The sequence below is a fragment of the Thalassospira sp. genome, from assembly GCF_002709775.1.
Lineage (GTDB): Bacteria > Pseudomonadota > Alphaproteobacteria > Rhodospirillales > Thalassospiraceae > Thalassospira.
Genome location: NZ_PAQR01000008.1, coordinates 115566 through 141109 on the forward strand (window position 1 = coordinate 115566; position 25544 = coordinate 141109).

The 25544-nt window shown below is 55.2% G+C and carries 25 protein-coding genes; 13 read left to right on the top strand and 12 right to left on the bottom strand.

All coding sequences use genetic code 11. The features are described from left to right. Positions 1-71: 71 nt before the first annotated feature. Complete coding sequence (locus CMO10_RS04560; protein ID WP_297019086.1) at positions 72-1820, bottom strand: cation:proton antiporter domain-containing protein; 1749 nt, start codon at positions 1818-1820, stop codon at positions 72-74. A gap of 271 nt (positions 1821-2091) precedes the next feature. Here CMO10_RS04560 and CMO10_RS04565 point away from each other — a divergent pair, with 271 nt between their 5' ends. The 5 genes from CMO10_RS04565 (at position 2092) to CMO10_RS04585 (ending at position 8041) form a co-directional block, all read left to right on the top strand. After that, the gene (locus tag CMO10_RS04565; protein ID WP_297019088.1) at positions 2092-3054 is read left to right on the top strand and encodes a calcium/sodium antiporter; all 963 of its coding nucleotides are present in this window, start codon (positions 2092-2094) and stop codon (positions 3052-3054) included. 66 nt (positions 3055-3120) lie between these two features. Beyond that, complete coding sequence (locus CMO10_RS04570) at positions 3121-3891, top strand: SDR family oxidoreductase (RefSeq protein WP_297019090.1); 771 nt, start codon at positions 3121-3123, stop codon at positions 3889-3891. A 102-nt stretch (positions 3892-3993) separates the two neighbouring features. Next, entirely contained in the window at positions 3994-4419 is a 426-nt protein-coding gene (gene folB / locus CMO10_RS04575; protein ID WP_044829290.1) for a dihydroneopterin aldolase, read from the top strand. A gap of 477 nt (positions 4420-4896) precedes the next feature. Next, positions 4897-6834 carry an excinuclease ABC subunit UvrC gene (uvrC, locus tag CMO10_RS04580; RefSeq protein WP_297019093.1) on the top strand — a complete coding sequence of 646 codons (1938 nt, stop codon included), beginning with the start codon at positions 4897-4899 and terminating at the stop codon, positions 6832-6834. Between the two features lie 283 nt (positions 6835-7117). Next, positions 7118-8041 carry an AraC family transcriptional regulator gene (locus CMO10_RS04585; RefSeq protein WP_297019095.1) on the top strand — a complete coding sequence of 308 codons (924 nt, stop codon included), beginning with the start codon at positions 7118-7120 and terminating at the stop codon, positions 8039-8041. A 211-nt stretch (positions 8042-8252) separates the two neighbouring features. Here the strand turns inward: CMO10_RS04585 and CMO10_RS04590 are convergent, their stop codons facing one another. The 4 genes from CMO10_RS04590 to CMO10_RS04605 all read right to left on the bottom strand — a co-directional run bounded on the left by CMO10_RS04590 (position 8253) and on the right by CMO10_RS04605 (position 12504). Continuing rightward, positions 8253-10472, bottom strand: a complete 2220-nt coding sequence (locus tag CMO10_RS04590; RefSeq protein WP_297019097.1) for a xanthine dehydrogenase family protein molybdopterin-binding subunit — start codon at positions 10470-10472, stop codon at positions 8253-8255. Between the two features lie 3 nt (positions 10473-10475). Continuing rightward, positions 10476-10928, bottom strand: coding sequence for a (2Fe-2S)-binding protein (locus tag CMO10_RS04595; RefSeq protein WP_297019099.1), 453 nt, complete (start codon positions 10926-10928; stop codon positions 10476-10478). Between the two features lie 19 nt (positions 10929-10947). After that, a complete protein-coding gene (locus CMO10_RS04600) occupies positions 10948-11292 on the bottom strand; it encodes a c-type cytochrome (RefSeq protein WP_297019101.1) in 345 nt (114 codons plus the stop codon). 231 nt (positions 11293-11523) lie between these two features. Beyond that, positions 11524-12504, bottom strand: coding sequence for an XdhC family protein (locus CMO10_RS04605; protein ID WP_297019103.1), 981 nt, complete (start codon positions 12502-12504; stop codon positions 11524-11526). Positions 12505-12877: 373 nt separating this feature from the next. Between CMO10_RS04605 and pgsA the strand changes: the two genes are divergently transcribed. Further along, the gene (gene pgsA, locus CMO10_RS04610) at positions 12878-13429 is read left to right on the top strand and encodes a CDP-diacylglycerol--glycerol-3-phosphate 3-phosphatidyltransferase (RefSeq protein WP_044829236.1); all 552 of its coding nucleotides are present in this window, start codon (positions 12878-12880) and stop codon (positions 13427-13429) included. A gap of 24 nt (positions 13430-13453) precedes the next feature. Then, positions 13454-13909, top strand: a complete 456-nt coding sequence (gene moaE / locus CMO10_RS04615; protein WP_297019106.1) for a molybdopterin synthase catalytic subunit MoaE — start codon at positions 13454-13456, stop codon at positions 13907-13909. A gap of 18 nt (positions 13910-13927) precedes the next feature. Here moaE and CMO10_RS04620 read toward each other — a convergent pair whose 3' ends face one another. The 4 genes from CMO10_RS04620 to metX all read right to left on the bottom strand — a co-directional run bounded on the left by CMO10_RS04620 (position 13928) and on the right by metX (position 16954). Next, positions 13928-14215: a hypothetical protein gene (locus CMO10_RS04620; protein WP_297019108.1), complete on the bottom strand. Its 288-nt coding sequence runs from the start codon at positions 14213-14215 to the stop codon at positions 13928-13930. Between the two features lie 20 nt (positions 14216-14235). Further along, a complete protein-coding gene (locus CMO10_RS04625) occupies positions 14236-15054 on the bottom strand; it encodes a hypothetical protein (protein WP_297019110.1) in 819 nt (272 codons plus the stop codon). A gap of 140 nt (positions 15055-15194) precedes the next feature. After that, the gene (metW, locus tag CMO10_RS04630) at positions 15195-15842 is read right to left on the bottom strand and encodes a methionine biosynthesis protein MetW (protein WP_297019111.1); all 648 of its coding nucleotides are present in this window, start codon (positions 15840-15842) and stop codon (positions 15195-15197) included. A gap of 2 nt (positions 15843-15844) precedes the next feature. Then, entirely contained in the window at positions 15845-16954 is a 1110-nt protein-coding gene (gene metX, locus CMO10_RS04635) for a homoserine O-acetyltransferase MetX (RefSeq protein WP_363928325.1), read from the bottom strand. A 260-nt stretch (positions 16955-17214) separates the two neighbouring features. Here metX and CMO10_RS04640 point away from each other — a divergent pair, with 260 nt between their 5' ends. From CMO10_RS04640 to CMO10_RS04665, 6 genes are all read left to right on the top strand, one after another. Then, the gene (locus CMO10_RS04640; RefSeq protein ID WP_235285070.1) at positions 17215-18087 is read left to right on the top strand and encodes a chorismate mutase; all 873 of its coding nucleotides are present in this window, start codon (positions 17215-17217) and stop codon (positions 18085-18087) included. A gap of 51 nt (positions 18088-18138) precedes the next feature. Continuing rightward, complete coding sequence (hisC, locus tag CMO10_RS04645; protein ID WP_297019117.1) at positions 18139-19236, top strand: histidinol-phosphate transaminase; 1098 nt, start codon at positions 18139-18141, stop codon at positions 19234-19236. Between the two features lies 1 nt (position 19237). Further along, on the top strand, positions 19238-20203 hold the full coding sequence (locus tag CMO10_RS04650) for a prephenate/arogenate dehydrogenase family protein (protein ID WP_297019119.1): 966 nt from the start codon (positions 19238-19240) through the stop codon (positions 20201-20203). Positions 20204-20283: 80 nt separating this feature from the next. After that, on the top strand, positions 20284-21165 hold the full coding sequence (locus tag CMO10_RS04655; RefSeq protein ID WP_044829229.1) for a DMT family transporter: 882 nt from the start codon (positions 20284-20286) through the stop codon (positions 21163-21165). A gap of 51 nt (positions 21166-21216) precedes the next feature. Beyond that, on the top strand, positions 21217-21777 hold the full coding sequence (locus CMO10_RS04660; RefSeq protein ID WP_044829228.1) for a gamma-glutamylcyclotransferase: 561 nt from the start codon (positions 21217-21219) through the stop codon (positions 21775-21777). Then, entirely contained in the window at positions 21777-22751 is a 975-nt protein-coding gene (locus tag CMO10_RS04665) for a DMT family transporter (RefSeq protein ID WP_297019123.1), read from the top strand. The genes CMO10_RS04660 and CMO10_RS04665 overlap by 1 nt, the downstream gene beginning before the upstream one ends. Before the next feature lie 82 nt (positions 22752-22833). Here the strand turns inward: CMO10_RS04665 and CMO10_RS04670 are convergent, their stop codons facing one another. From CMO10_RS04670 to CMO10_RS04680, 3 genes are all read right to left on the bottom strand, one after another. Continuing rightward, complete coding sequence (locus CMO10_RS04670) at positions 22834-23664, bottom strand: lysophospholipid acyltransferase family protein (RefSeq protein ID WP_297019125.1); 831 nt, start codon at positions 23662-23664, stop codon at positions 22834-22836. Positions 23665-23747: 83 nt separating this feature from the next. Further along, the gene (locus tag CMO10_RS04675; protein ID WP_297019127.1) at positions 23748-24488 is read right to left on the bottom strand and encodes a YdcF family protein; all 741 of its coding nucleotides are present in this window, start codon (positions 24486-24488) and stop codon (positions 23748-23750) included. Between the two features lie 125 nt (positions 24489-24613). After that, complete coding sequence (locus tag CMO10_RS04680; protein ID WP_297019129.1) at positions 24614-25516, bottom strand: cell division protein FtsX; 903 nt, start codon at positions 25514-25516, stop codon at positions 24614-24616. Positions 25517-25544 lie beyond the last annotated feature (28 nt).

Here is a 25544-nt window from a genome sequence, read left to right on the forward strand (position 1 = left end):
ATAGACAATCTCATGAAAAACCCCCGCGGCAGCGTGCCTCGGGGGTTTTTTGTTTTAAGGCCGTAACGGCTTTAGGATTTTTTCTCTGCCGGCTTATCCGAATTCTCTGAAGGCCCCTGTTTGCGCTGCATACGCGGCGCCAGCTCGTTCATCAGAAGCATATCCGCCCGGCGGAATTTGGCGATTTCGGCATCGATATCTTCCTGCGGCACATCACAGGCTGCCAGAACGTGATCAGACAACCGCAGCCCGGTTTCAAGCACTTCCGGGATGGCGGCATCCGCGCCATGGCGGGATAGCGGCCCGATATGGGTGATGTCCTGCGCACGGGCAAAGATCTTCAGATGCGGATAATGTTGCCTTAAAAGCGCAACCGTCTTCTCGGTCGCATGCGGGTTCCCCATGGCGACAACCGCAATTCTTGCTTCATCGGTGTGCGCGGCCCGGAAAGTTTCCGGTCGTGACCCGTCTGCAAAGTAAACCGGCAGGCCTTCTGCGCGACCGCGCGAGACTTGCTGCGCGTCACTATCAAGCACCAGAAACGGAATATTCCGGGTCTTGAGCAACCTTGCCAGAACCCTGCCAACGCGGCCGCTGCCGATCACCAGAACATGCTGGTGGATGCCCTCGGATTCCTCGGCAATCTTGCCAAGCTGATCTTCTTCCTTGGGATGAAGCTTTTCTTCAATTTTGTGACCAAGACTGATCAGGGTCGGGGTCAGCGCCATCGAAATCGCCACCACCGGGATCAGCATCGCTGCAACATCAAGCGGCACGGCACCGTTCTGTGCGGCCAGGGCAAACATCACAAAGGCAAATTCACCGCCAGCGGCCAGGCTCATGCCGACCCGGATGGCAAGACCGGTCTCAAACCGCATGGCGCGCGCCAGCCCGAACAGAACCGCTGTCTTGATCGCCAGCAACAAGACCAGCCACATGACGATGCTGCCGAACTCGTTATAAACAACGTCCGCATCGACCGACATGCCCACCGACATAAAGAACAGCGACAGGAAAACACCGCGGAACGGGGAAATGTCGGCTTCGATCTGATGGCGGAATTCGGTTTCGGCCAGCATCACACCGGCAATGAAGGCCCCCAGTGCCATCGAAAGCCCGGAAACCTCGGTAAGGGTGCTCGCGGCCAGCACCACGAACAATGTGCCAATGGCAAACAGTTCCGGGTTTTTAAGCGACGCGATATAGCGAAACAGCCGCGGCAGCACATAGCGCCCGACAAGCAATAACAACGCGACCGATCCAAAACCAAGCAGGATGCTCATCCACGGGCTGGTTTCGGTTCCGGCGTCACCCGCCGCCTGCACCATAATCAGGAACGGGCCAACCGCCACGTCCTGCAACAACAGGATGGCAAGGGCCGCACGGCCAAACCGGGTATTAAGCTGCCGGTCATCGGAAAGCTGTTTCAGGATAATCGCGGTCGATGAAAGCGCAAGCGCACCGGCAATGACAAGGGCCGTCGGCAGGGCAAATTCCATCGCCACCAGAAGCCCCAAAAGGGCCGCCATCGACACCAGAATTTGTAAAAGTCCCAAACCGGCAAACCGCCCGCCAATAACCCGCAGACGATCACGCGAAAGCTCCAACCCGATCATGAACAGCAGGAAAACAACGCCAAGCTCGGCCACGGTCGAGATGTCTTCACGCTCGGCAATCAGGCCAAAGCCGAAAGGACCGATAAAGAACCCGCCAATCAGAAAGCCGATGATCGAATTTGCACGCAGCTTGTGCGCAATCGGCACCGCAATGATTGCGGCAGTCAGAATAAGAAACAGCTCGAACAGAACGCTGTGATGCATGGCGAAAATCGATCCGGAAGGCGGTAAATGTCTGAAAATAACGAGATTACAAGGATAACGAAAATAACCCTGCCAGTCGTGGGTAAATTTGACGCATTTGCAAAATTCACAGCTCTGTCTTCACGCGTCATTCTGCCGTGCTTCGTCGTATGGCACGCGATGGGTGCGCAGAATGTCACATCCTGATGGCTTGCCATTCGCGCTGCCAAATGCCATCTTCCGCGGGCCTGACAAAAGGCCGGTTTAATCGCTTTTGAAACGAGCAGATATTTTGGAACAGCTTATCCCCTATATTCAGATCATCGCAGGTCTTGTTCTCCTGACGGCAGGTGGTGAATTCATTGTAAGGGGGGCTGTTGGTCTTGCACTTCTGCTTGGCGTTTCCAAGGTCATCGTCGGTCTGACGATTGTCGCGGCTGGTACGTCCGCCCCGGAATTTGTCGTCTCGCTGAACGCATCGCTCAAAGGCACGGCCGACATTGCCATGGGCAACGTGGTTGGCTCCAACATTGCCAATATCCTGTTGATCCTCGGTGCAGTCGCGCTTCTGAAACCGGTCGCTGCATCGCGCGTGACCGTGGTGCGTGATGGCGGCACCATGTTGCTGGGCACTTTACTGTTTATCGGTTTTTGCATGTTCGGTGTGATCGAACGCTGGTCCGGGGCGATCATGCTCTGTGTCTTGGCGGCGATCTGGTACTTTACCTATAAGCATGACAAGAACTCGCCAAGTGACGCCAGCCACCTTCACGAAGAAGAAGTCGATGAAGTCGGTGAAAAGCCCAAAGGCTGGACCAAGCCGATCATCGCAACCGTGATCGGGATTGTCGCCCTGATGTTTGGCGCGGAATGGCTGGTCGAAGGCGGCGTCTCGGTCGCCCGTCAGTTCGGCGTCTCCGAAGCCGTCATCGGCCTGACCCTTGTGGCGTTTGGCACGTCGCTTCCGGAGCTGGCCGCATCGGTTGTTGCCGCCTTCCGTGGCCATTCCGACGTTGCACTTGGTAACGTGTTTGGTTCGAACCTTCTGAACCTGCTTGTGATCATTGGCGGTGTTTCGCTGATCGCACCGATCCCGGTCCCCGATCAGATCATGAATTCCGATATCTGGATCATGCTGGCGGTGACGGTTGGTTTGCTGGGCGTTGCCTATGCCCTGCGCAAGATTTCGCGCATCACCGGCGTGGCATTCGTGATTGCCTATCTGGTCTATGTCTTCCAACTTGTCGTAGCATAGACAGTTCAATCAGTCCCCGACCGGTAATGAATAGGTCGGGACGCTTTGATAAGGATCGCGGCAGCAATGACAGGTCAGTCTCCAAAGTCGGTTTTGATCACCGGTGCTGCAAAGCGCATCGGTCGGGCGGTCACCCTTGATCTTGCCAGCAACGGCTATGACATCGCCCTTCATTGCAACAATTCGCGTAGCGATGCCGAAATCCTTGCCGCCGAGGTCCGCGACCTTGGCCGGCGCGCCTGCGTCGTGTCCGCCGATCTCGCAAACGAGGACGACACACATCGTCTGCTGGCCGATGCCAAGGAACAGCTGGGGCCGGTCGGGATTCTGATTAATAACGCCTCGACCTTTGAATATGATGATGTGAAAACTGCGACCCGCGAAAGCTGGGATCTGCATATGGAAACCAATCTGCGCGCACCCTTTGTCCTGTCGCAGGAATTTGCCAAACACCTGCCGGACGACTGCAAGGGCGCGATCATTAACCTGATTGATCAGCGCGTTTGGAATCTCACCCCGCATTTCATGACCTATACATTGTCAAAGGCGGGGCTTTGGACCCTGACGCAGACCCTGGCACTGGCTTTGGCGCCCAAAATTCGGGTCAATGCCATCGGACCGGGCCCCGCACTGCCTAGTAGCCGACAAACACAGGAAGTTTTCGACGCACAATGCGCTAAAACACCCCTGAAAATAGGGACAAACCCGCAAGAGATTTGCGACGCGGTTCGATTTTTCCTTGCCGCACCGGCCATCACCGGGCAAATGTTAGCCCTTGACGGCGGGCAGCACCTCGATTGGGCGCCCAGTGGCGAAGATGATGCGCCCAACGAATGATGCCTGGCGGTGATCGGAAAAATCACTGCCAAACATCGGGCCGGACATGCATGGTGACGTTAATCGGCTCATGCAAGAAAGCAGCACAGGGAAGACCGGAATATGACCGCAGGCCTTAAAAAGGACGCCAAAATTACCGCACTGCCATTTGCCGATCTGGCTGGCAGTCTGCGCCGTGTCTTCGTGCGTGACATGATCATTCACACCTCTATCGGTGTTTACGAACACGAAAAAGAAGCCCCGCAGCGTGTACGGATCAATCTTGATCTCGAAGTGCTCGAAGGCGACGGTGTCCAGAATGACGACATCACCACCGTGCTCAGCTACGAGGATCTGGTTGTCGGCACCCGTCGCATCTGCCAGGACGGTCACACCAACCTTGTGGAAACCCTTGGGGAAAAACTCGCCGATATGTGTCTTGCCGATCCGCGCGTTCGCAAGGTGATCGTCAGAGTTGAAAAGCTCGACGTTTTTGAAGATGTCACGGCGGTCGGTGTTGAAATCGAACGCCACAATATCGCGCGCTGATCACCGTTAACGATCCCGAAAAAATTTACTTTTTCAGACCGGCAATCCAAGGGACTCTATGATTCCTCTGGGCCGAATCGCAATTGCGCTTATTCACAAGCATCTGGCGAATGTGAATCAAAGGAAAATATTCGATTTTTACGACTGTATTACCGAATGATTTCAGGTTGACAGTATTTTTATTGAAGTATTTCAATGACTTAACTGTTTTGCTCAATAAATGGGCACTTCACAGAACGTTAAGACTCTCAAGGGGTGCAGGAAGTCACCCCCCTATTACCCACATAGTTATCCACAGACTTGGTGGACATCTTTTTTGGCATGGCGATTCCCCCGGATGCAGTTGCGGTGTTAATCTTTTCCGCTATGTTCCAATGCGTGTTTGCCAGTGACGACCGTCACAACTTTGAATGTATTTTAGAGTCTGCTGCAGCTTGATTGAACAGCAACAGATTTGCCTGATCGCGGAGTGCCTTGATGAAGCCACCAGTTTCCCCCGAAAACCCGACCGGGGATGATGCCCCGAAACGGGAAATCGGTTTGTCTCTGGAAGCAGAGCCAACCGAGGGCGGGGCAGCACGGGGTGTCGAGGCGATCAAAAATGCGCTGAAAACCATGCCGGGATCGCCCGGTGTCTATCGCATGATCGATGACAAGGATCGTGTGCTTTATGTCGGCAAGGCCAAAAGCCTCAAGAAACGCGTGGTGTCCTATACCCGCATCATGCAATTGCCGATCCGAATTGCCCGCATGGTGGCCCAGACGGTGCGGATGGAAATCATCACCACCCATACCGAGGCCGAAGCCCTTCTTCTTGAATCCAACCTGATCAAGAAGCTTAAACCGCGCTACAACATCCTGCTGCGCGATGACAAAAGCTTCCCCTATATTCTGATCACCGAGGATCACGACTATCCGCGCATCGTCAAACATCGTGGTGCACGCGCCAAGGATGGTAGTTGCTTTGGCCCGTTTGCCTCGGCCTGGGCGGTCAATAACACGATCAACCATCTGCAACGCGCCTTTTTGCTGCGCTCCTGCACCGATGGGGTGTTTTCCAACCGCTCGCGCCCGTGTTTGCTCTATCAAATCAAACGCTGTGCCGCCCCTTGTGTCGATCGGATTTCCAAGCCGGAATATGACGAGCTTGTTGATATCTGCCGTGACTTCCTGACCGGGCGCAGCCAGAAAATCCTCAAGCAGCTTGAAGCTGACATGATGGACGCATCGGAAAAGATGGAGTTCGAACAGGCCGCGATGTATCGCGACCGCATCCGCGCGCTCAGCCAGATCCGATCCCATCAGGACATCAATCTCGAAGGTGTCGAAGAGGCCGATGTTATTGCGCTCCATCAGGAAGGCGGGCAAAGCTGCGTGCAGGTCTTCTTCTTCCGCTCGGGCTCGAACTATGGCAACCGGTCCTACTTCCCGCGCCATGAACAGTCCGCCGAAATCCCGGAAATCCTTTCGGCCTTTGTCGGGCAATTCTATGCCGACAAACCAGCCCCCAAGCAGATCTTCCTGTCGCACGAAATCGAAGGTCACGAACTGGTTGAAACCGCGCTTGGCGTTAATAACGACCGTAAGATCGAATTGCTGGTCCCCAAGCGCGGCGGCAAGCGCAAGCTGGTCGAACATGCCCTGACCAATGCCAAGGATGCGCTGGGACGCCGTCTGGCCGAAAGTGCGACACAGCGCAAGTTGCTCGAAGACTTGGCCGACAAGCTTGATCTCGAAAGCACGCCCGAACGGATCGAGGTTTACGATAACTCCCACACCCAGGGCACCAACATGGTTGGTGGCATGATTGTCGCCGGGCCCGAAGGCTTCATGAAAAACGCCTATCGCAAATTCAACATCAAGGGCGATATCGCACCGGGTGATGACTTTGCCATGATGCGCGAAGTCCTGACCCGCCGTTTTGCCCGCGCGCAAAAAGAAGACCCGGACCGCGAAAACGGCACCTGGCCGGACCTGTGTCTGATTGACGGCGGTTTGGGGCAGCTCGGCGTTGCGCGCTCGGTTCTCGAAGATCTCGGGATCGAGGACGTCATGCTGGTCGGTGTCGCCAAGGGTGTGGATCGAAATGCCGGCAAGGAAGTTCTGCACATCCCCGGCAAGGCGCCCGTGCGCCTCGATATGAAGGACCCGGTGCTTTATTTCATTCAGCGCCTGCGCGACGAAGCCCACCGATGGGCGATTGGTACCCATCGGGCCAAACGCGCCAAGCAGATCGGCAAAAGTGTTCTGGATTCGGTGCCGGGCGTTGGCGGTGCGCGCAAAAAGGCACTTTTGCATCATTTCGGCTCCGCCCGCGGGGTGGCCGATGCAGGGCTTGCTGACTTGGAAGCCGTCGATGGCATCAGTGCCGCGCTCGCTCGAAAGATTTATGATCATTTCCACGAAGACAAATAGAAATATTGGCCACGCCGCTTTGGGCTGTGTCAGCGGCGCTATCTGCACGCGCAAAGATGGTGTCCTTCCGTCCCAATTGTCCGATTAACACAGGTGATATACGTCACACGTGGACGATCAGGACAGAAATCGGGACGTTCGCGCATGTTGAAGCCAGCGGTTTGTACTTACTTACAATAACTGCACTCAGGTTTAGGTGCATCTACCCCCAACGCCCAGATTGTCTTGATCTGCTCAGTCAGATGCACGTCGTCTTTTGTGTCAGTTATCTTGGATTTGTCAGATGGATCCTCTTTCCGATGTATTGTCGCTGTTGCGGCCCAAGAGCTACGTATCCTCGGGTTTTAGCGCCGGGGGCGAGTGGGCTATTGAATTCAACAAACAACATGACCGGATCAAATGTTACTCGGTGGTATCGGGAACTGCGTGGCTCGCGGTTAAGGATGGGCCGCCGCCAACCTGTTTGAAAGAAGGCGATTGCTTTGTGTTGCCAAGAGGAAAACCGTTTATTCTCGCAAGCGACTTGTCGGTGCCGACTGTTGATTCCAGTACTCTGTTCCCGCCACCGCAGCCGGGTGGGACTGTAGCCTGCAACGGCGGTGGAGACTTCTTCCTCGTCGGTAGCCGTTTCGCCGTTCACGGGAAAACAGCACCATCCCTACTGAGGATGCTGCCCGAGATCGTCCACATTCGTAAGGATTCTGAACGGGCTGCACTTCATTGGTCAATACAGCGCATGATTACGGAACTGAACGAGCGGAAACCGGGCAGTGACCTTATCGCGCAACATCTGGCACACATGATTCTGGTGCAAGCGCTGCGGATTGAGTTAACCGAGAACAGTAACCATGACCTTGGCTGGTTTTCTGCACTTGCCGACCCCGGGCTGGGGCTGGCAATTCAGGCCATCCACTCAGATCCTGCCAGAAAATGGTCTCTGCAGGAGCTTTCGGCGTGCGCAGGGATGTCGCGATCAATATTTGCTCAGCGATTCAAAGAAAGAGTTGGTGAAACGCCGATCGAATACTTAACCCGATGGCGGATGTTATTGGCGGTGGATCGCCTTGAAAACTCGACCGACCCGGTGTCGTCCATTGCGCTGGCTGTGGGATATGAAGCAGAAAGCGCATTCAGCACAGCATTCAAGCGGGTAATGGGTACCTCGCCACGGCAATACAGTTTTAACCGGCAGGGTTCCGCTTTCTAGGTTGCCTTCAGGAAATTCCCGATCCGTCCGATATCTGGCAAAGGTGCCGCCAACAGACCACAGGACTTTCGCTGTTGGCGGGTTTGCCTATCGCTAGGAATGACAAACCTGAATCTGAAGGGCGTCGTTGGAACGCCGAACGCGTGGGCTAACTGTTGCTTGGCGAGCGTTTCCAACGAGCACCCTTCAAATTCAATCGGCAGACAAGCTCCTACCCGTTTAGGGCTTCAAGTACCCTTTCAGGCAAGAATGGATAGTGCCGAAGACGTGCACCATCCGTCAAACGGGCAAAGGCGTTTGCAATCGCAGGGCCAATGGGCGGAAGCCCGACTTCACCCATACCGGATGGTTTTTGTGTCGGATCGCCAAGGATGGAAACCTCAACCTCGGGAATTTCTGACATGCGTATGACGCGATAGGTGTCAAAGTTTCCTTCTTGGACTTCTCCATTTACCACGTTGATTTGCTCATATAGGGCATGACTGATGCCATGAGTGATTGCGCCTGTCATCTGCGCTTCAATATTCTGAGGTTGAATGGCAACGCCCGGATCGACGGAGGTCCAAACCTTGTGAACGCGGATTTGGCCATTTTCGCGATTAACCGATACTTCCGCGACTGCTGCGCAGTGAGCACCGAAGCTGTCTGAATAGGCCAGTCCAAGGGCGCGACCTTCACGCGGACGTGACCAGTCTGACATTTTTACTGTGTTTTCAATAACCTTACGTGCCCTTGGCTCCCCGGCAAGAAGCTCCAGACGCTGTTGGGCAGGGTCAATGTTACGGGTCGCTGCAATTTCATCAATCACACATTCGACGGCAAATTTGGTATATCCACAGCCAACCGCGCGCCAATACCCGATATCAAGACCATTATCCTGTCGAAGATACTCAACTTCGTGGGTGGGCATATCGTAATTGAAGTCTGCGCCCTCGGTGACAACGTCGTCCAGCCCACCTGCATCTTCGAATACTGGCGGCAATGTGCGTGCAAAAATGGAGTCCGCTGCAACACGGTGCTGCCATCCGCTGATGGCGCCAGACGACGTAAGTCCAACCCTGACATGTTGCGCAACCAAAGGACGATACTTGCCGTGACGGACATCGTCCTCGCGGCTCCAGACAACTTTCACCGGGCGCCCTTTGACTTCTTTTGCAAGCGAGACGGCATCATCCACAAAGTCCCTCTCTGCGCGGCGACCAAACCCACCGCCCAGCATTGTTGTATGGACTTTTACCTTGTCGGTTGTTGTTCCGGCGGTTTGTGCCGCAAACCCTTGCGTGAAAGTTGGACCTTGCGTCGGCGCCCAAACCTCGACCTCGTCGTCTGAAACAAGGGCTGTCGCATTCATTGGTTCCATCGTGGCGTGGTAAACGTGATCACTAAGGTAATCTGCTTCAATAAGGATATCAGATGACGCAATCGCTTGTGCCGCCTCACCCTTTTTAACTGCGTTTACCCCCGTTTGGGAAAGGTCGCTTCCGGCTTTTCGGTATTCGTCGATAAGACTGGCGCTTGAGTAATTCCTGATCCGTGATCCGGTGGTCCACTCAATGGAAAGCATCTCCTTGGCGCGAATCGTTGCTTCAATCGTTTCACCTATTATGCCCACACCATAAGGCAGTCGTACGATTCTGGTGATACCCACAACGTTTTTGGCTTCGCTGTCGTCAATGGTCGCAGGCGTCTCGCCTTGGACAGGAGGACGGATTACAGCACCATAAAGCATATCAGGAAGTTGAACATCGATCCCGTATATCGCGCTGCCGTCTACTTTGGACGGAACATCAATGCGTGGAAGGTCTTGTTTGCCGATATAATGCCATTGTTCAGGCTGTTTCAGGTCGGTTTTGGAAATTTGCGGCAGCGGATCTGAGATTTTTCCAAGGCGTGAAATTTCACCATAGCTTATTCTGGTTTGTGTCGGGGTGTGGACAACCATGCCAGGTTCGGTATTAAGTTCCGTAACCGGTTTATCCAGAATTTCAGCCGCGCTGTGCAGCAGGATCATGCGGGTTTGCGCACCCACTAGGCGCAGAGGCTCATAATAGCCTCGTACTGTTTCACTCCCCCCGGTGAGCTGTATACCGTAAAATCCCGGGTTTCCATATTTCTCTGCATCCGAGGGCGATTGAACAACTTTGACCTTGCTCCACTCGGCATCCATTTCGTCTGCAATCAACAATGGCAGGGTCGTCATAACACCCTGACCCATTTCAGAGGCAGGGGATATGATCGTTACCGTGCCGTCATGATCAATAGTGACCCAGGCATTCGGGCGATAGTTGCCTGCGGTTTCGGTCGCAATTGTCGCAGCAAAAGCCTGCGAAGCCAGATTTCCATAGCTGACTGCGATACCAACTGTCCCGGCAGTAATAAGAAAACTGCGGCGCGAAATAGAACGCGTGTGAACATTTAATTCGTTTTTCATCGCTTAACTCTCCCGGGCGGCCCGTTGAATCGCTTTGATAATTCTGTCGTAGGTCGCACAGCGGCAAATATTGCCATCCATGTGATCGACGATTTCCTCACGTGATGGGGCGGGGTTGTTTTTGAGAAGGGCAGCCGCCTGCATGATCTGGCCGGACTGGCAATATCCGCATTGCGGGACTTGCTCCGCTATCCACGACTTCTGAAGGGGATGGCTGCCATCTTCTGAAAGCCCTTCGATGGTGGTGACTTCTTTGCCTGCGACATCTTCGAGCCATGTGACACACGCGCGTGTCGGTTCACCATCCACGTGAACAGTGCAGGCACCGCATTGTGCTAAGCCGCATCCGTATTTCGTGCCAGTGAGCTTCAAATGCTCGCGGATAGCCCAAAGCAAAGGGGTATCGGGTTCAGCCGTGATTTCGACGACACGTCCATTTATCGTAAATGAGGTCATGAAGGTTTCCTAACCGGGCCTACTGGTTGCTGAGATATGAGATGATTGCGGTACGTTGAGTCGGGCTTGAAATTTTGAGGCGCATACGCGAGCCCGGAACCATGTCCTGAGGGGCAGAAAGGAAGGTGTCGAGCGTGCCGGCGTCCCAGACAATACCTGAATCCTTCAGCGCGCCTGAGTATGTTGCCCCATTGATGCTTGCCGCTCTGCGGCCGATGATTTCAGAAAGATGAGGGCCAACCTTGTTTCGACCATTTTCCAGGCTGTGGCATGAGCCGCACCGGCTTTGAAAAATTTTCTCTCCATCGGGCTCATCTGCCCCGGCACAAAACGGAACGAACACAAAGACGCACACGAATGCCATTAGAATCCATGAAGCAACACGGCGATGGTCTAAATGAAAAAGTGAGCGCCGATTACACGAAGTGTAGTTTTTGGACAATAAAGTACAAATCACGACAATCCTCGCAGAAGTCATTCAACCGATTTTATTTATTCTCTTCGTTGGTTTGGTTATTTTATAAGAACTGAACTCGGGTGATATGCTGCAAAGTCTGCTTTATATTCGTGATCGTCCGTTATTTTTGCCGTATGGTCAGATGCTGTTTGGGGACGGGTTGCGATAAAGAGTGGCGTGAATCTCGGAAAGCATTGAAAGAGCAATGCTTTCTGGTAAGGACCCGCCTATGTCGAGACCTGCTGGGCTACTCAGCTTGAATTCGAATTTCTCTTCGGAAAGGCCGGAAATACTGAGAACATCCATAAATCGATGTCTCGGGCCAAGCATGGAGAGATGGCGAATAGGTGTACTGAACAGAGCTGCCAACGCGCTGGCGTCTATTGTCATGCTATGCGACATCAGAATCGCTGCATCAACGCGGAACTCGTGGACATAGTACGCAAGTGACTGATCTACCTTACGAAGAATGGCGCTCGCATGAGGAAAGTAATCACTTCGTGCATTGCTTGGGCGGGGGTCTGCGATTGTGATTTTCCAGCCAAGATTATGGGCAATGTTGCTTACCGGCAGGGCATCTTGTCCGCCACCGACGACAAGGATATGTGGTTCGGGTCTGATCGGGGTTACAAGCCATTCTCCGTCGGTATTGCTTTCGATGTATGCCTGATCGTGAAAGTCGACGAAAGAAGGCCGGAAATAGCCGATCTTCTCTCCAATTTTCAGATGGTGGTAACCACTTTCGCGTTTGACCAAAGCTGCGTAAATGTCTGAAAGCCCCAGATCATCACTGCCGTTGATGGGATGCAGGACAATATGGACAACGCCTCCACACCCGATGCCTAACTTGAATGACAGGTCATCCTCATCATTTCCGTCATACGCTAACGTGACGATTTTATTTGTGACAATCGCCTTTCGTGCGTTACGGACAATATCGGCTTCAATACAACCGCCGCTTAAAAGTCCGAACTGCTGACCTTTTCCATTAATAAGCATCTGGGCACCAGCCTTACGGTACGCTGATCCTTCCGTGCGATAGACAGTACCCAGAACCCATTCAGTATCGAATTGGGAAGTTTTCCAAGCTTGGAGAATAGAAAAGAGCTGATTTCTCATGAAAAGGTCATTGCTCAATGAAATGGAAGCTGTTCGGGGGGATGCGTTGGGTACGGGGAAGAAAAGTCCCCCGAACAGCTTGGTTTAGAACGACGTCACAGACCTTTCTTGATATTCATCGCGGACGGTCCTGACGGCGCACATTGAAAATAGTAATAAAGTCATTGTTCGACTATTCGCCGCAGTCTTTAGATTCTTCGCGAAAGTACGAAACAGTCTGCGTGGGACCGGTCTCAATTGCCGGAAACCAACACGGCCCTTGTGATTGAAAGCACAAGCCTTTAATAATTGCGCGGCTTTGGGTGGTCATGCCCCATGCCATGACTAGACCCGTGACGTCATCGCCGCAAATTCCGTCAAACAGGCCCCGTTTATGAAGAACCAGATTCCCAATCTGCTGACTTTGTCGCGCATCATCGTGATCCCGGCACTGGTCGCATCGTTTTACATTGATGGCCCCATCGGGAACTGGATCGGCTTTGCCCTGTTTGCATTTGCCGGTGTGACGGACTTCTTTGACGGTTATCTGGCGCGCTCGATGAATGTGGTTTCCCCGCTCGGTCGCTTCCTTGATCCGATTGCCGACAAGCTTCTGGTTGCTGCGGCCCTGATGATGATGGTGTCGTTCGAACGCATCGCCGGTCTTGCCGTCCTCCCGGCCGTGGTGATCATGTGCCGCGAAATCATGGTCTCGGGCCTGCGCGAACATCTGGCCGAACTCAAGGTGCCGCTGCCGGTGACGGTTCTTGCCAAATGGAAAACCACGGCACAGATTTTGGCCATTGGTTTCCTTCTGGTTGGCGATGCCTCGCCCGATCTGATCCCTTCGATCCTGATTGGTGATATCCTGCTTTGGATTGCCGGGATCGTTACGGTGCAGACCGGCTATATTTATCTGCGCACCGGCCTGAAACATCTCGACTAATTATTGCAACCGGGGACAGCTGTGATGTCACGCGTTTCTGTTCAGCAACATGATTTTGACCCGGGTGCCGAACTTTCGGCCCTGACAGATGGGCGCACCGATATCGGGGCGGCGGTCAGTTTTGTTGGCTTGGTGCGCGATATTCACGGTGGGGAAAATGTTTCGGCCCTGACGCTTGATCACTATCCGGGCATGACCGAACGCGAACTTGAAAAGATCGCCGATGAGGCTGCCACCCGCTGGCCGCTCGATGACATCCGCATTGTTCATCGCTTTGGCCGCATGTTGCCCGGCGAACGCATCGTTCTGGTGATTGTCCTTTCCGCCCATCGTCGTGCCGCGTTCGAGGCCTGCGACTTCATCATGGATTTCCTCAAGACCCGCGCGCCATTCTGGAAACGCGAAGAAACCCCGGAAGGTGGCGACAAGTGGGTCGAGGCAAAGGCATCCGATGATGCCGATGCCGACCGTTGGAAATAACGAACTCCGCTCGGTTTTCTAGACGAACTTCACCAGGATCGAGACCAGCTTCGCAAGCCCCTGCTGCAGGGCGGCCGCGTCATTGACCTGCTGGCGCAGTTTCGCCATTTCCGCCACATCCCCGTCATCAACCTGTTTGGCGTTATCCAGCTGCTTGGCCTGAAGGGCCGTAAGCTGGCTGGCGGCCTTATCCAGATCGGGTTTGGACTTCAGTTTCTGATCAATCGTCGCGTTCTGATAGGTCGCGGCCGCATCAGCGTAGGCTTGCTGCGCACCGGCAATCAGCTGTCCGAGTGTCTGGGTCATGATGATGATCTCCCTGAATTCTAGTTGGTGGCGGTTTCAAGCAGGGCAGTACCCTGTGTCGCAAGTTCCGCCGGGCTCAGCTTGCCGATCTGATCACTTAGCTTGATGCCGTCTTCGACCGCACTGATCAGCGATGCCATATCAAGCTTGGTGTAATTGTCGATCTGGCCCTGCAACTTGTTGCCCAGTGCCAAGGCGGTGACAAAGGCCCGCAGGGTATCGGCCTGCATGGTGCTCTCATCGGTAATCAGGTTGTTCCAGCGCTGCCACCAGGCCTGCACCAGCAGCTTCTCGGCCTCGGGGTTGTTGTGCTCCTGAGTTTTGATCTGATTAAGCTCGGCAATCAGCGTACCGCGCCGGGTGACAAATTGCGGCGGGGTCTTTGCGAAATCAGTGCTGATGGTCGCCAGTTGCTTGCGCAGCTTCTCAAGGATCGGGCCCGATTGCGTGACCGCCGATGCGCCCAGCGCCGACCCGGCCTCGATATTATCGAAGATCGCGACGAACTGCTGATACTGGCTTCGCAGATCCTTCAGCGTGTCCTGCCATTGGCGCGCAACATCGGGATCAATCTTCACCGCATCGGGATCAAGCAGGGTATCGATATTGGCCGCCGTGACCTTGCCGGTAAACGCCTCGATATTGGCAACGAATGCGCGTTGCTTTGCGCTGTCGGATTTCGGGAAGGGCGCGAACTGGGTGCTATAGGCCGCGTCATAGTGATCGAACGCCTGCTCGGTCGCGGTGCCAAACTGGGTGACCGAAAGTTTCAGCGTCTCTGCCTTCTGGCTGCAGGCTGCAAGCAGGGTGATCGCGCCGATCAGAAAGCTGCGGTGCATAAATTGTATGAGGATTGAAAAGGTCATATCGCCCCCGTCTGATGATTTTGCCCGATCGGGCATCAGATTTCAGACGGGGGCGGGATCAGTTTGTGATCTGTGCGGGTCGATTGTTTGATGAAAACGAATAATCGATCTGATTATTTGCTTAACATGAAAAGTGCCTGATTGCCCAAAAAGTTGGAAAACCGGGTCTGGCTGCCAAGGCTAAGCTTCGATCCGGCTTCATTCAAAACCATCGATCTTTCAATGGTCAGATTCATTTCCTTACACAGCTCAACAAAGTCCAAAACCGTGCAGAAATGAATGTTTGGCGTCTCGTACCACATGATCGGAAGGTTGGGGTTCTGCGGCATACGGCCCTTGAACATCAAATCAAGCCGTGCGCGCCAATGCCCGAAATTCGGAAAGGACACAATCGCCTTGTTGCCAATACGCAGCAGTTCTGACAGCACCTCTTTCGGACGCTGGGTCGCCTGCAACGTCTGGCTGAGGATGGCATAGTCAAACGCGCTGTCCGGATAGTCCGCCAGATCGCGATCGGCATCGCCCTGCATCACCGGCAAACCTTGCGCTACACAGTTGCGCACGCCTTCGTTGGACAGCTCAAGCCCGCGGCCATCAACCTTTTTGGTGCGGGTCAGATAGCCCAGAAGTTCGCCGTCGCCGCACCCGATATCAAGCACGCGCGTGCCCGGTTCGATCATGTCGGCGATCAGCTGCAGGTCGACACGGATACGATCACTATGCGCCAGATTGGCTGCACTGTTTGAAGCAGTCTCATTCATGATTATTTCAGCCCCCGGCCTTCGGCGGCACCTTCGATGAAGCCACTCAGAACCATGTGAAAATCCGGTTCATCAAGCAAGAACGCGTCATGGCCCTTGTCACTTTCGATCTCGACACAGCTGACATTGCACGACGCGGCATTGAGCGCATGGGCAACGATCCGGCTTTCGGCGGTGGTAAAGCACCAGTCACTGGAAAACGACACGACACAAAACCTAGTCTTGCAGCCCTGAAATGCCTCGGCCAGTCGCCCGTCATATTCAAGCGACAGATCGAAATAATCCATCGCGCGCGTGATATAGAGATAGCTGTTGGCATCAAACCGGTCGACGAAGCTTTTGCCCTGATGGCGCAGATAACTTTCGACCTGAAAATCCTGATCGAAGCTATAGGTAATCGCACCCCGGTTTTGCAGCTTGCGGCCGAATTTGCGATGCAGGGCCGGTTGCGACAGATAGGTGATGTGCGCAGTCATGCGCGCAACAGCCAGGCCACGCGACGGTTTCTTGCCTTCCAGCAGGTAATTGCCCCCGCACCAGTCCGGATCGGCCATGACGGCCTGACGCCCGACTTCGTGGAAGGCGATATTTTGGGCGGAATGGCGGAACGAGGTCGCAATCGGGGCGGCGGCATAGACGCGCTCCGGATAGCTTTTGCACCATTCGAGAACCTGCATGCCGCCCATCGCCCCGCCAATGACGGCAAACAGCATTTCGATGCCAAGCGCATCGATCAGCATGGTTTGGGCGCGCACCATATCGGCAATGGTGATGACCGGGAAATCAAGACCCCATGGCTTGCCGGTTTCAGGATTGATTTCCTTGGGACCGCTGCTGCCAAGACATCCGCCGATGACGTTGCTGCAGATCACGAAATACTTGTCGGTATCAATGATCTTGCCGGGCCCGACAATCTCGGACCACCAGCCTTCCTTGCCGGTGATCGGATGGACTTCGTCAGCAACATACTGATCACCCGTCAGGGCATGACAGACCAGAATCGCGTTGGATTTATCCGCGTTCAGTTCGCCATAGGTCTGATAGGCAAGGGTGAAGGGACCGAATTCCACACCGCTATCAAGGCGCAGCTTTTCCGTTTCGCCGAGCACCATATGGTGGCCCGGAAGCGGGGGGCGCTTTTCTGTGTTGGTCGCGGTGGACATGAATGGCGGTTTCCTTGGTTTTTTGATGGTTTCTCGCTCAAACCGGCTTTTCGCGAGCGACGCGATGTCGGGTTTGGCGGAAATTCCTTAACCCTAGCTATGAAGCAGAGCCGGGGTTAGTCAATCTTTTCTTTGCATTTCTGCGGCCCTGTCCTAATACTGTGCGCCGTTTTATAAAAGAGTGAATCATGGCGTGCGAAGACGAAAATTTGGCAAATCTTGACCTGGATGAGCTGCGCGGAGAGATCGATGAAATCGATCAGGCGCTGCAGTCGCTGATCATTCGCCGGACCAAGGTTGTGCAGGCTGTCGGGGCCTATAAGGACCGTGTGATCGCAGCGGGTGGCAAGGTCAAGGTGCCCTATCGCCCGGCACGTGAAGCCCGCATCATGCGCACCCTTGTTGACCGCCATGAAGGTGCCTTCCCGAAAACCGCCCTGATTCAGATCTGGCGCGAGATGATCGCGGCCGGAACGCGTCTTGAGGCGCCGTATACGGTGGCCCTTTGCCGCAATGCCGATGGTGTGGATTGCTGGGAACTGGCGCGCCTGAATTTCGGCTGCCTGAACGAGATTATCGAGTTTGATACCCCGCGCGAAGCCTTTGGCGCGCTTGAGGAAGGTCGGGCCGCGGTTGGAGTCTTCCCCAAACCCGAGCTGGGCGAAGCCATGCCATGGTGGACCAACCTGACCGCGCAAAGCGCAGTTCGTGTCGTGTCCAAGCTGCCGTTTGGCGGGCGTCCGGTCGGACGGGGTGAGACGACCGAAGGTTTTGTACTGGCTGCGATTGAACTTGAAGATAGTGGCGATGACCGGACTCTGTTTGTTGTCAGCCTGTCGAAAGAGATTTCGATGGATACCGTGCGCAAAAAAATTGCGGATGGCATCGACGGATCGGTAATCCTTGGCTTTTCTGATGATACGGACGCAGATCGGCGTTTTGTGCTTGTTGATGTGCCGGGATTCTTTTGTAATCGCGCCGATGCGTTTCAGGCGACCCTGGATGCGCAAGGCCTTCGCCCCGAAAGTTTGCGGGTGGTTGGCGCCTATGCCGTGCCGATCGCCGAAGATGCACTGAGTTAATATGCTAGGCAGGCCACGATTGGCCGCCATTTCCCTTGGGAGAACTACCTGATGTCTGCGCCCACCCCACGCCCCGGAATTCTTGATATTGCCCCCTATAAAGGCGGCAAATCCAGTGCTGACAGCGCTCAGCGCGTGATCAAGCTGTCGTCAAACGAAGGTGCCCTTGGCCCGAGCCCCAAGGCCATGGAAGCGCTTCGTAATTCGGCGACCCGTTTGCATCGTTATCCGGATGGCGGCTGCGATATCCTGCGCCACAAACTGGCAGAGAAATACGGCCTTGAGTTCGACCAGCTTGTCTGCGGCAATGGTTCGGATGAAATCCTGACGCTTCTGATCCGTGCCTATGCCGGTCCGGGTGATGAGGTTCTGTATTCGGAACACGGGTTCCTGATGTATCCGATCGCGACCATGGGCGTTGGTGCAACCCCGGTCACCGCCAAAGAAACCAACATGACCACTGATGTTGACGCGCTTCTGGCCGCGGTTACCGACAAGACCAAGATCGTCTTTGTCGCCAACCCGAACAACCCGACGGGCACCTATATTACGGATGCTGAAATGAAGCGCCTGCGTGATGGTCTGCGTGATGACATCGTACTGGTGGTTGACGCGGCCTATGCGGAATTCATGACCGGTCAGGAAGATTATTCCGCGGGTGAGGAGCTTGTGAAAGCGGGCAACAACACCGTGATGACCCGTACATTTTCCAAGATCTATGGTCTTGGTGGTATTCGTCTGGGCTGGTGCTATGCGCCGCCGGCGATTGCCGATGTGCTGCATCGTTTGCGCAACCCGTTCAACGTGCCGCTGCCGACCCAGGAAGCCGGTGTTGCCGCCCTTGATGACGATGATTTCGTCAATGAATGCGTGCGCCACAATGCCGAAACGCTGTCGTGGTTCCGCGACGAGATTAATGCGATCGCGGGCCTTAAGGCACATCCGAGCTATGGCAACTTCGTTCTCGTCGAATTCCCGGCGGAAGATGGCAAGAACGCCGATGCCGCCAATGATTTCATGATGGCCCGTGGCGTGATCCCGCGCAAAATCGGTGCCTATGGCCTGCCGCAGATGCTTCGTATCTCTATCGGTACGAAGGAAGAAATGGAAATCTGCCTTCAGGCCATCAAAGACTTTGTGAACGCTTAAAATGACCAATACTGCATCCCAACCGCTGTTTGAAACAGTCGCCTTTATCGGCATGGGCCTGATCGGCTCATCCATGGCGCGTCGCATCAAGCGCGACGGCCTTGCCAACAAAATCACCTGTGCGGTCCGCTCGGAAGCGACCCGTGACCGGGTGCTTGAACTTGGTATTGCCGATGAAGCCTATTGCGACATCAAGGACGCGGTTGGTGATGCGGATCTGGTCATGGTCTGTGCGCCGGTTGGTGCCAATGAAACGATTGGCGCGCAACTGACCGGTGTGCTGAAGAAGGGTGCGATTGTTTCCGACGTCGGGTCGGTCAAACAGTCCGTCATTCGCGACATTGCGCCGCATCTTGATGAAGGCGTTCATTTCGTGCCCGGTCACCCGCTGGCCGGGACTGAGCATTCCGGTCCGGATTCCGGTTTCCCGGAACTGTTTGAGGAACGCTGGTGCATCCTGACCCCGGTTCCGGGCGAAAGCGAAGACGCGGTCGCCAAGGTCAAGGCGCTTTGGGAAGCATGCGGCATGCATGTTGAGTGCATGGATGCGGATCATCATGACCGTATCCTTGGCATCACGTCGCACCTGCCACACCTGATTGCCTACACGATTGTGGGTACGGCCACCGATCTTGAAGATGCGCTGCGTCAGGAAGTGATCAAGTTTTCCGCAACCGGTTTCCGTGATTTCACCCGTATTGCGGCATCCGATCCGACCATGTGGCGCGATGTGTTCCTGAACAACCGTGAAGCGGTTCTGGAAGTGCTGGGACGTTTTCAGGAAGACCTGATGGCGCTTCAGCGTGCCATTCGCTGGGGCGAGGGGGACAAGCTGTTTGATCTGTTTACCCGCACCCGTGAAATTCGTCGTGGCATTGTCGATGCCGGCCAGTATTTCACCAATTTCTCGGCCGAGGGTGAAGACCGCAAAAGCTATGAAAAAGCCAAGAAGAAGCCTGCCGAATAATATGATGATGCCCGACTTTCCGGGATAACCCGACGGACAACAGCCCCACATGTTGCACCGTCCGGTCCAAGGGGATTGAAATGTCTGCCACCAACCACGCCGCCCTGACGCGGTTCATGCCGTTCGTCTTTGTGTTCCTGTGGAGCACGGGCTTTGTGGGCGCCAAATTCGGTCTGCCCTATGCAGATCCGTTCGTTTTCCTGTTTGTTCGATTTGTCATCGTCCTGATCCTGATGATCCCGGTCATCTTTTTGATGGGGGCGAAATGGCCCAAAACCTGGCGTGAGGCCGGCCATATCGGCACTACCGGGGTGCTGGTGCATGGGGTTTATCTTGGCGGGGTGTTCTGGGCGATTGATACCGGACTGCCAGCCGGGCTGGCGGCCCTGATCGTTGGTCTGCAGCCGGTTGTAACCGCATCGGTCGTCGGATCGCTTTTGGGTGAGCGGGTATCCATGCGCCAGTGGGGCGGGTTGATCCTTGGCCTGATTGGGGTGGCGCTGGTTTTGTTACCCAAGATTGGCGATGGCATTGGCATCACACCGTTTGGTATCGGTCTGGCGGTGGCGGCCCTGTTTGGCATGACGGCGGGCACGCTTTATCAAAAGCGCTTCTGCACGGGTATGGAGCTTATGAGCGGCACGGTCGTGCAGTATGTTGCTGCTAGCGTCTTTGTCGGGATCATCGCGCTGTTCAAGGAGCCGCTGACGGTCGAATGGAGCATGGACTTCATTCTGGCGATGGCGTGGCTGGTGCTGGTGCTGTCCATCGGGGCGATCATGCTTTTGATGGTTCTGATCAAGCAGGGCGAAGCCACCCGTGTGGCCAGCATGTTCTATCTTGTGCCGCCCACAGCAGCGTTCTTTGCCTGGCTTCTGTTTGACGAGCAACTTGGTGTTCTTGGCTTTGCCGGATTTGCAATTGCCGCCCTTGGGGTGGCATTGGTGATCATGAAACGCTAGGTTGCCGTAAACCAATTAATCAAATCAGCACCAAAGCTGTCGGAGGAAAGTTTGACGGACGCCCGCGAAAAATGGGTTTTTGGATATGGTTCGCTTCTGTGGCGGCCCGGCTTTGATTTTGCCGAGTGCGCGCGTGCGCTGCTGCCCGGCTATCACCGGTCATTCTGTATCTATTCCCATCATTACCGTGGAACGCCGGAAAACCCGGGGCTGGTTCTTGGCCTGAATGAAGGCGGGGAATGTGTCGGCAACGCGTTTCGCATCACGCCGGAAAACTGGTCAAAGGTGAAGGCCTATCTTGATGAGCGCGAACTTGTCACCAACACCTATATCCCGGCTGATGTCGAGGTCGAGCTTGCCGATGGTCGCAAGGTGATCGCGCATACCTATGTCGCCGATCCGAGCCATGAACAATATGCCGGGAACCTGCCGGTGCGCACCGCCGTCGAGATCATCGTGGCGGCACATGGCAGCGTCGGACCGAACCTTGAATATCTTGAAAACACAGTCAGCCATCTTGATGAAATGGGCATTGTTGATCCGCCCCTGCATGATCTGATGGATTTGGTCCGCCGCGAATATGGCGAGATCAATATGGGGGCAGGCATCTGATGAGCCAATCAAACGGAACGACGGTTGCTGCGGGCCAGACCGGATCGCAGACGCCGATGACGGTGGCCTATCTGATGCTGGTCGCCTGTTCGCTGATGTGGGGGTCCAACCACGTTGTGGCGCGCGGGATCAACGAAACCGTGCCGTTCGAAGCGCTGTCATTCTGGCGCTGGATCGTGGCTTTGTGTTTGTTGCTGCCGTTCTGTTTCAAGTATCTGGCGCGCGATCTGCGCATCATGGCTGAACACAAACTGTCGATGTTTCTGATCGGCTTTACCGGCGTGTTTCTGTTTTCGGTAGTGATTTATCTCGCAGCCTATAACACGACGGCGGTCAATACCGGGCTTTTGAATGCGACCACACCGATCTGGGTGCTGCTGTTTGCAGCCCTTCTGACCGCAGACAAACCACGGCTTGGTCAATGGCTGGGCGTGCTGGTGGCCGGGGCGGGGACCGCAACCATCATTGCCAAGGGCGATCCATCGGTTTTTGCCCGCATGGATTTCGTTCTGGGTGATGTGTTGGCGATGTTGTCGGCCATGGTGTGGGCGGCCTATTCGATGTTTCTCAAACGCGCGCCCAAGGGTGTGCATCCGCTAAGTCTGGTGTTTGTTTCAGCCCTGATCGGTTTGTGTTTCCTGACCCCGCTTTATATCTGGTCGCTGGTGGTCGATGGAAAGCCGTTCTTCACCAGCCTTGATCCGGTTTGGCCGGATATGCTCAAGATTTTCTATATCGGGGCAGGGCCGGCATTCCTGGGCTACATGTTCTGGAACCGGGGCGTTTCGATGGTTGGTCCGGCCAAGGCCGGGGTGTTCATGTATCTGATCCCGGTCTGTTCAAGCGGCCTTGCCATCGCGTTTCTGGGTGAGGCACTGCATCTTTATCATCTGGCGGGGATCGTCCTGATCGTGTCAGGCATCTGGCTTGTGACCCGCAAGAAGACAGAGCGTGTTCGCGTTGCAAAACCCTAGAGCTTTCGGCGTATGAAAAAGGCCCGCGCACCAGATGGTGTCGCGGGCCTTCTTGTTTCCGGAAACGCTGTGCGCAGTTGGTTCAGGAAACCTTGTCGCTGCTTGTGTCTTTGACAGGGGCGACGCCGAGTTGTGCGTCTTCTTGTTCCTGCTTTGCGTCAATGTCATCAGAGGTCAGCATTGGCAGCTGGAATTCTGCCTGTGCTTCGGCCTCGAGCTCGCGCGTGCGGGTATCGATGCGGTTCTTGATTTCCTTCATGAAGGTCTTGCGATCAAGCCCCGGTTCCATGGCAGGCATGAATTCCATGGTGACCCGGCCACCATATTTCATGAAGCTGTCGCGGCCCCAGAACATGCCGGAATTAAGCGCGACGGGAATGACCTTGGTATCGGGGAAGGCTTTATAGAGCGCGAAAATACCCGGATGATACGGGCGGTTGGAGCCCGGCGGGGTGCGCGTGCCTTCGGGGAAAATGATCACCTGACGGTTTTCCTCAAGCGCCTTTGCTGCCCCCTTGATCATGTCTTTAAGCGCTTGGCTGCCGGCTGATCGATCAACTGCGATCTGGCCGGACAAGATCAGGAACTGTCCAACCAGCGGAATGCGGGTGAGTTCCTTTTTCAGGATGTAGGCCGGATCGGTGACGACCGTATGGAAGGTCAGGGTTTCCCAGGCAGACTGATGCTTGGCAACGATGATGCAGGGGCCTTCTGGCAGGTTTTCCAAGCCGGTGAAGCGTTTGCGCATGCCAACCGAATAGCGCAGTGCCAACTGGGTCAGCCGACACCAGGCATGGCCGACGAACTGGTTGGCCTTGCGACCACATACCATTAACGGCAGCAGAACGATGCACAAGACAGCCGTTCCGCCGAAAAACAACACGTTAAACAGTAACGCGCGCAGAGCAATCATTCAGACAAAATCCTTCGTAGGTCCCGACCCTTAATATCCGGTGTTTTGTAACAGCAATATGACGATCAGAAAATGCCGATTGTTCAGCCATCCTTGCCAGTGCCGTTTGATGCGGAATAGTCATCAAGGTCGGGTGCGTCATCTGGCTGCTCATCAAATACGCCGCCGGGGCTGCGCAGGGCCTGGCGGTCGCCGTTCGGCAACCAGTTGAGCAGCGTGTTGCGCAGGCTGGCGAAGACGTATTTGTTATATTCGCTGGCAATCAGCGCGGTGCTGCCCGGGAAGCGCCACCAGTTGTCGATCTTGACGTTATCGGGGAAAACCGGATGGGCGACGATTTCGACATCGGGCATCAGGCTTTTGAATTCCAGAAGCGAGCGCGGCATATGGTAGTTGGCCGTGACAATGCGCAGGCTTTTATAGCCTTCCTCATACATCCAGACGGCGGTTTCAATCGCGTTGCCCCGGGTGTTTTCCGCAACATGGCCAAGAACCACACAGCAGGCAATCAGGCGCGGGTCGGATTTACCAACCGAAAGCAATTCATCAACTTCGACCCCGCGATAAACACCCGATATGAAGAGCTTGTCGGCAAGGCCACGCACCAGAAGACGGCGGCCTTCGGAAAGTCGTTCGCTGCCACCGGTCAGAACCACAATGGCATCAGTGCGCTGGTTGGTGTTGTCGACGGTTTTCGGGATGTAATCGACATACCAGATGAACCCGGCCGCCCAGATCAGCCCGCAGAAAATCAGTGCGGAAAGCAAGAAGCGAAACCGACGGAACCGGCGACGATGTTGCACACTAAGCGGCGGCTTGTTCATGGATGCGTGCCTGAATAGGGGCGATCTGGCATGAATTCGGATCTCCTCAAGACGACAAAGAGGGCCAAGGCCATGATCCCGAAAGGGAAGTGGTGACAACCGACTATACGAAGACCATCAACGGGTTACAACATCCGGTGTAGGACACGCAGCACGGTTCGGGTTGCCGTGATGCCAGCCACCATCGCAACGATGAAGGGAATGGCGACAATCAGGCCGATGAAGGTGGGGCTTAGAACAAGGGACGGAACCGGCCAGCCGGCGCGCATGCCAAGCCAACCGATGAGGGCAGAGACCGGAAGCGCGATCAGAAGACCGATCAGCGCGCCAAAGAAGGCCAAGCGCTGGTTATGGCGGCCAAACTGACGGGCAATATAGCCATCCTGCGCACCGATCAGATGCAGCAATTCGATGATGCGATGATGGATCGAAAGGCCCGATCGGGTGGCAAAGACGACCGACAGCATGGTCGCGCCAAACAAAACGACAATCAAAAGCGCAAGGGCCAGTTCCACGGAAAAGGCGACGTCGGCAATGCGTTCGATCCAGATGCGGTGATCATCCAGCACGGCCTCGGGCGCGATGACGCCCAGACGGCTTTCAAGCGCATCATAGTTAAACCCGGTTTCGGGCGTGATTTCGATGATACGCGGAATGGGCAGTTCGCTAACGACCTCGTCCGGGCCAAGCCAGGGTTCGAGCAGGGCCGCCATGGTATCGGGGCTGAGTTCCTCGATCCTTGCGATGCCGGGCAGGGTGGAAACCTGTTCGATGATGCTATCGACCGTGCCCTGCAGGGCGGCTTCGCGTTCGGCGGGGGATCGGTTGGCAAGTTCGGTCGGCGGGACCTGGATCGACAGGCTGCCTTCGATCTGACCGGACCATTGACCGACACTGTCATGCAGGGCGGCGAGGCCGACGATCGAGAAGGTCAGCAGCGCCACCATCAGGGCGACGATGCTCGGCAAGAAGCGCGAGGAAGAATCGCTTTCAAGAGGAAGGTGCGATGGTGGTGCGCGAAATGCCATGATCGTGTGTTGGTCCTGTTGATCCCGT

Bases quoted from the DNA above. Each gene is read 5' to 3' on its own strand.
- CMO10_RS04560 (WP_297019086.1), bottom strand. From the start codon at position 1,820: ATGCATCACAGCGTTCTGTTCGAGCTGTTTCTTATTCTGACTGCCGCA.
- CMO10_RS04570 (WP_297019090.1), top strand. From the start codon at position 3,121: ATGACAGGTCAGTCTCCAAAGTCGGTTTTGATCACCGGTGCTGCAAAG.
- folB (WP_044829290.1), top strand. From the start codon at position 3,994: ATGACCGCAGGCCTTAAAAAGGACGCCAAAATTACCGCACTGCCATTT.
- uvrC (WP_297019093.1), top strand. From the start codon at position 4,897: ATGAAGCCACCAGTTTCCCCCGAAAACCCGACCGGGGATGATGCCCCG.
- CMO10_RS04585 (WP_297019095.1), top strand. From the start codon at position 7,118: ATGGATCCTCTTTCCGATGTATTGTCGCTGTTGCGGCCCAAGAGCTAC.
- CMO10_RS04590 (WP_297019097.1), bottom strand. From the start codon at position 10,472: ATGAAAAACGAATTAAATGTTCACACGCGTTCTATTTCGCGCCGCAGT.
- CMO10_RS04595 (WP_297019099.1), bottom strand. From the start codon at position 10,928: ATGACCTCATTTACGATAAATGGACGTGTCGTCGAAATCACGGCTGAA.
- CMO10_RS04600 (WP_297019101.1), bottom strand. From the start codon at position 11,292: ATGGCATTCGTGTGCGTCTTTGTGTTCGTTCCGTTTTGTGCCGGGGCA.
- CMO10_RS04605 (WP_297019103.1), bottom strand. From the start codon at position 12,504: ATGAGAAATCAGCTCTTTTCTATTCTCCAAGCTTGGAAAACTTCCCAA.
- pgsA (WP_044829236.1), top strand. From the start codon at position 12,878: ATGAAGAACCAGATTCCCAATCTGCTGACTTTGTCGCGCATCATCGTG.
- moaE (WP_297019106.1), top strand. From the start codon at position 13,454: ATGTCACGCGTTTCTGTTCAGCAACATGATTTTGACCCGGGTGCCGAA.
- CMO10_RS04620 (WP_297019108.1), bottom strand. From the start codon at position 14,215: ATGACCCAGACACTCGGACAGCTGATTGCCGGTGCGCAGCAAGCCTAC.
- CMO10_RS04625 (WP_297019110.1), bottom strand. From the start codon at position 15,054: ATGCACCGCAGCTTTCTGATCGGCGCGATCACCCTGCTTGCAGCCTGC.
- metW (WP_297019111.1), bottom strand. From the start codon at position 15,842: ATGAATGAGACTGCTTCAAACAGTGCAGCCAATCTGGCGCATAGTGAT.
- metX (WP_363928325.1), bottom strand. From the start codon at position 16,954: ATGGTGCTCGGCGAAACGGAAAAGCTGCGCCTTGATAGCGGTGTGGAA.
- hisC (WP_297019117.1), top strand. From the start codon at position 18,139: ATGTCTGCGCCCACCCCACGCCCCGGAATTCTTGATATTGCCCCCTAT.
- CMO10_RS04650 (WP_297019119.1), top strand. From the start codon at position 19,238: ATGACCAATACTGCATCCCAACCGCTGTTTGAAACAGTCGCCTTTATC.
- CMO10_RS04655 (WP_044829229.1), top strand. From the start codon at position 20,284: ATGTCTGCCACCAACCACGCCGCCCTGACGCGGTTCATGCCGTTCGTC.
- CMO10_RS04665 (WP_297019123.1), top strand. From the start codon at position 21,777: ATGAGCCAATCAAACGGAACGACGGTTGCTGCGGGCCAGACCGGATCG.
- CMO10_RS04670 (WP_297019125.1), bottom strand. From the start codon at position 23,664: ATGATTGCTCTGCGCGCGTTACTGTTTAACGTGTTGTTTTTCGGCGGA.
- CMO10_RS04675 (WP_297019127.1), bottom strand. From the start codon at position 24,488: ATGAACAAGCCGCCGCTTAGTGTGCAACATCGTCGCCGGTTCCGTCGG.
- CMO10_RS04680 (WP_297019129.1), bottom strand. From the start codon at position 25,516: ATGGCATTTCGCGCACCACCATCGCACCTTCCTCTTGAAAGCGATTCT.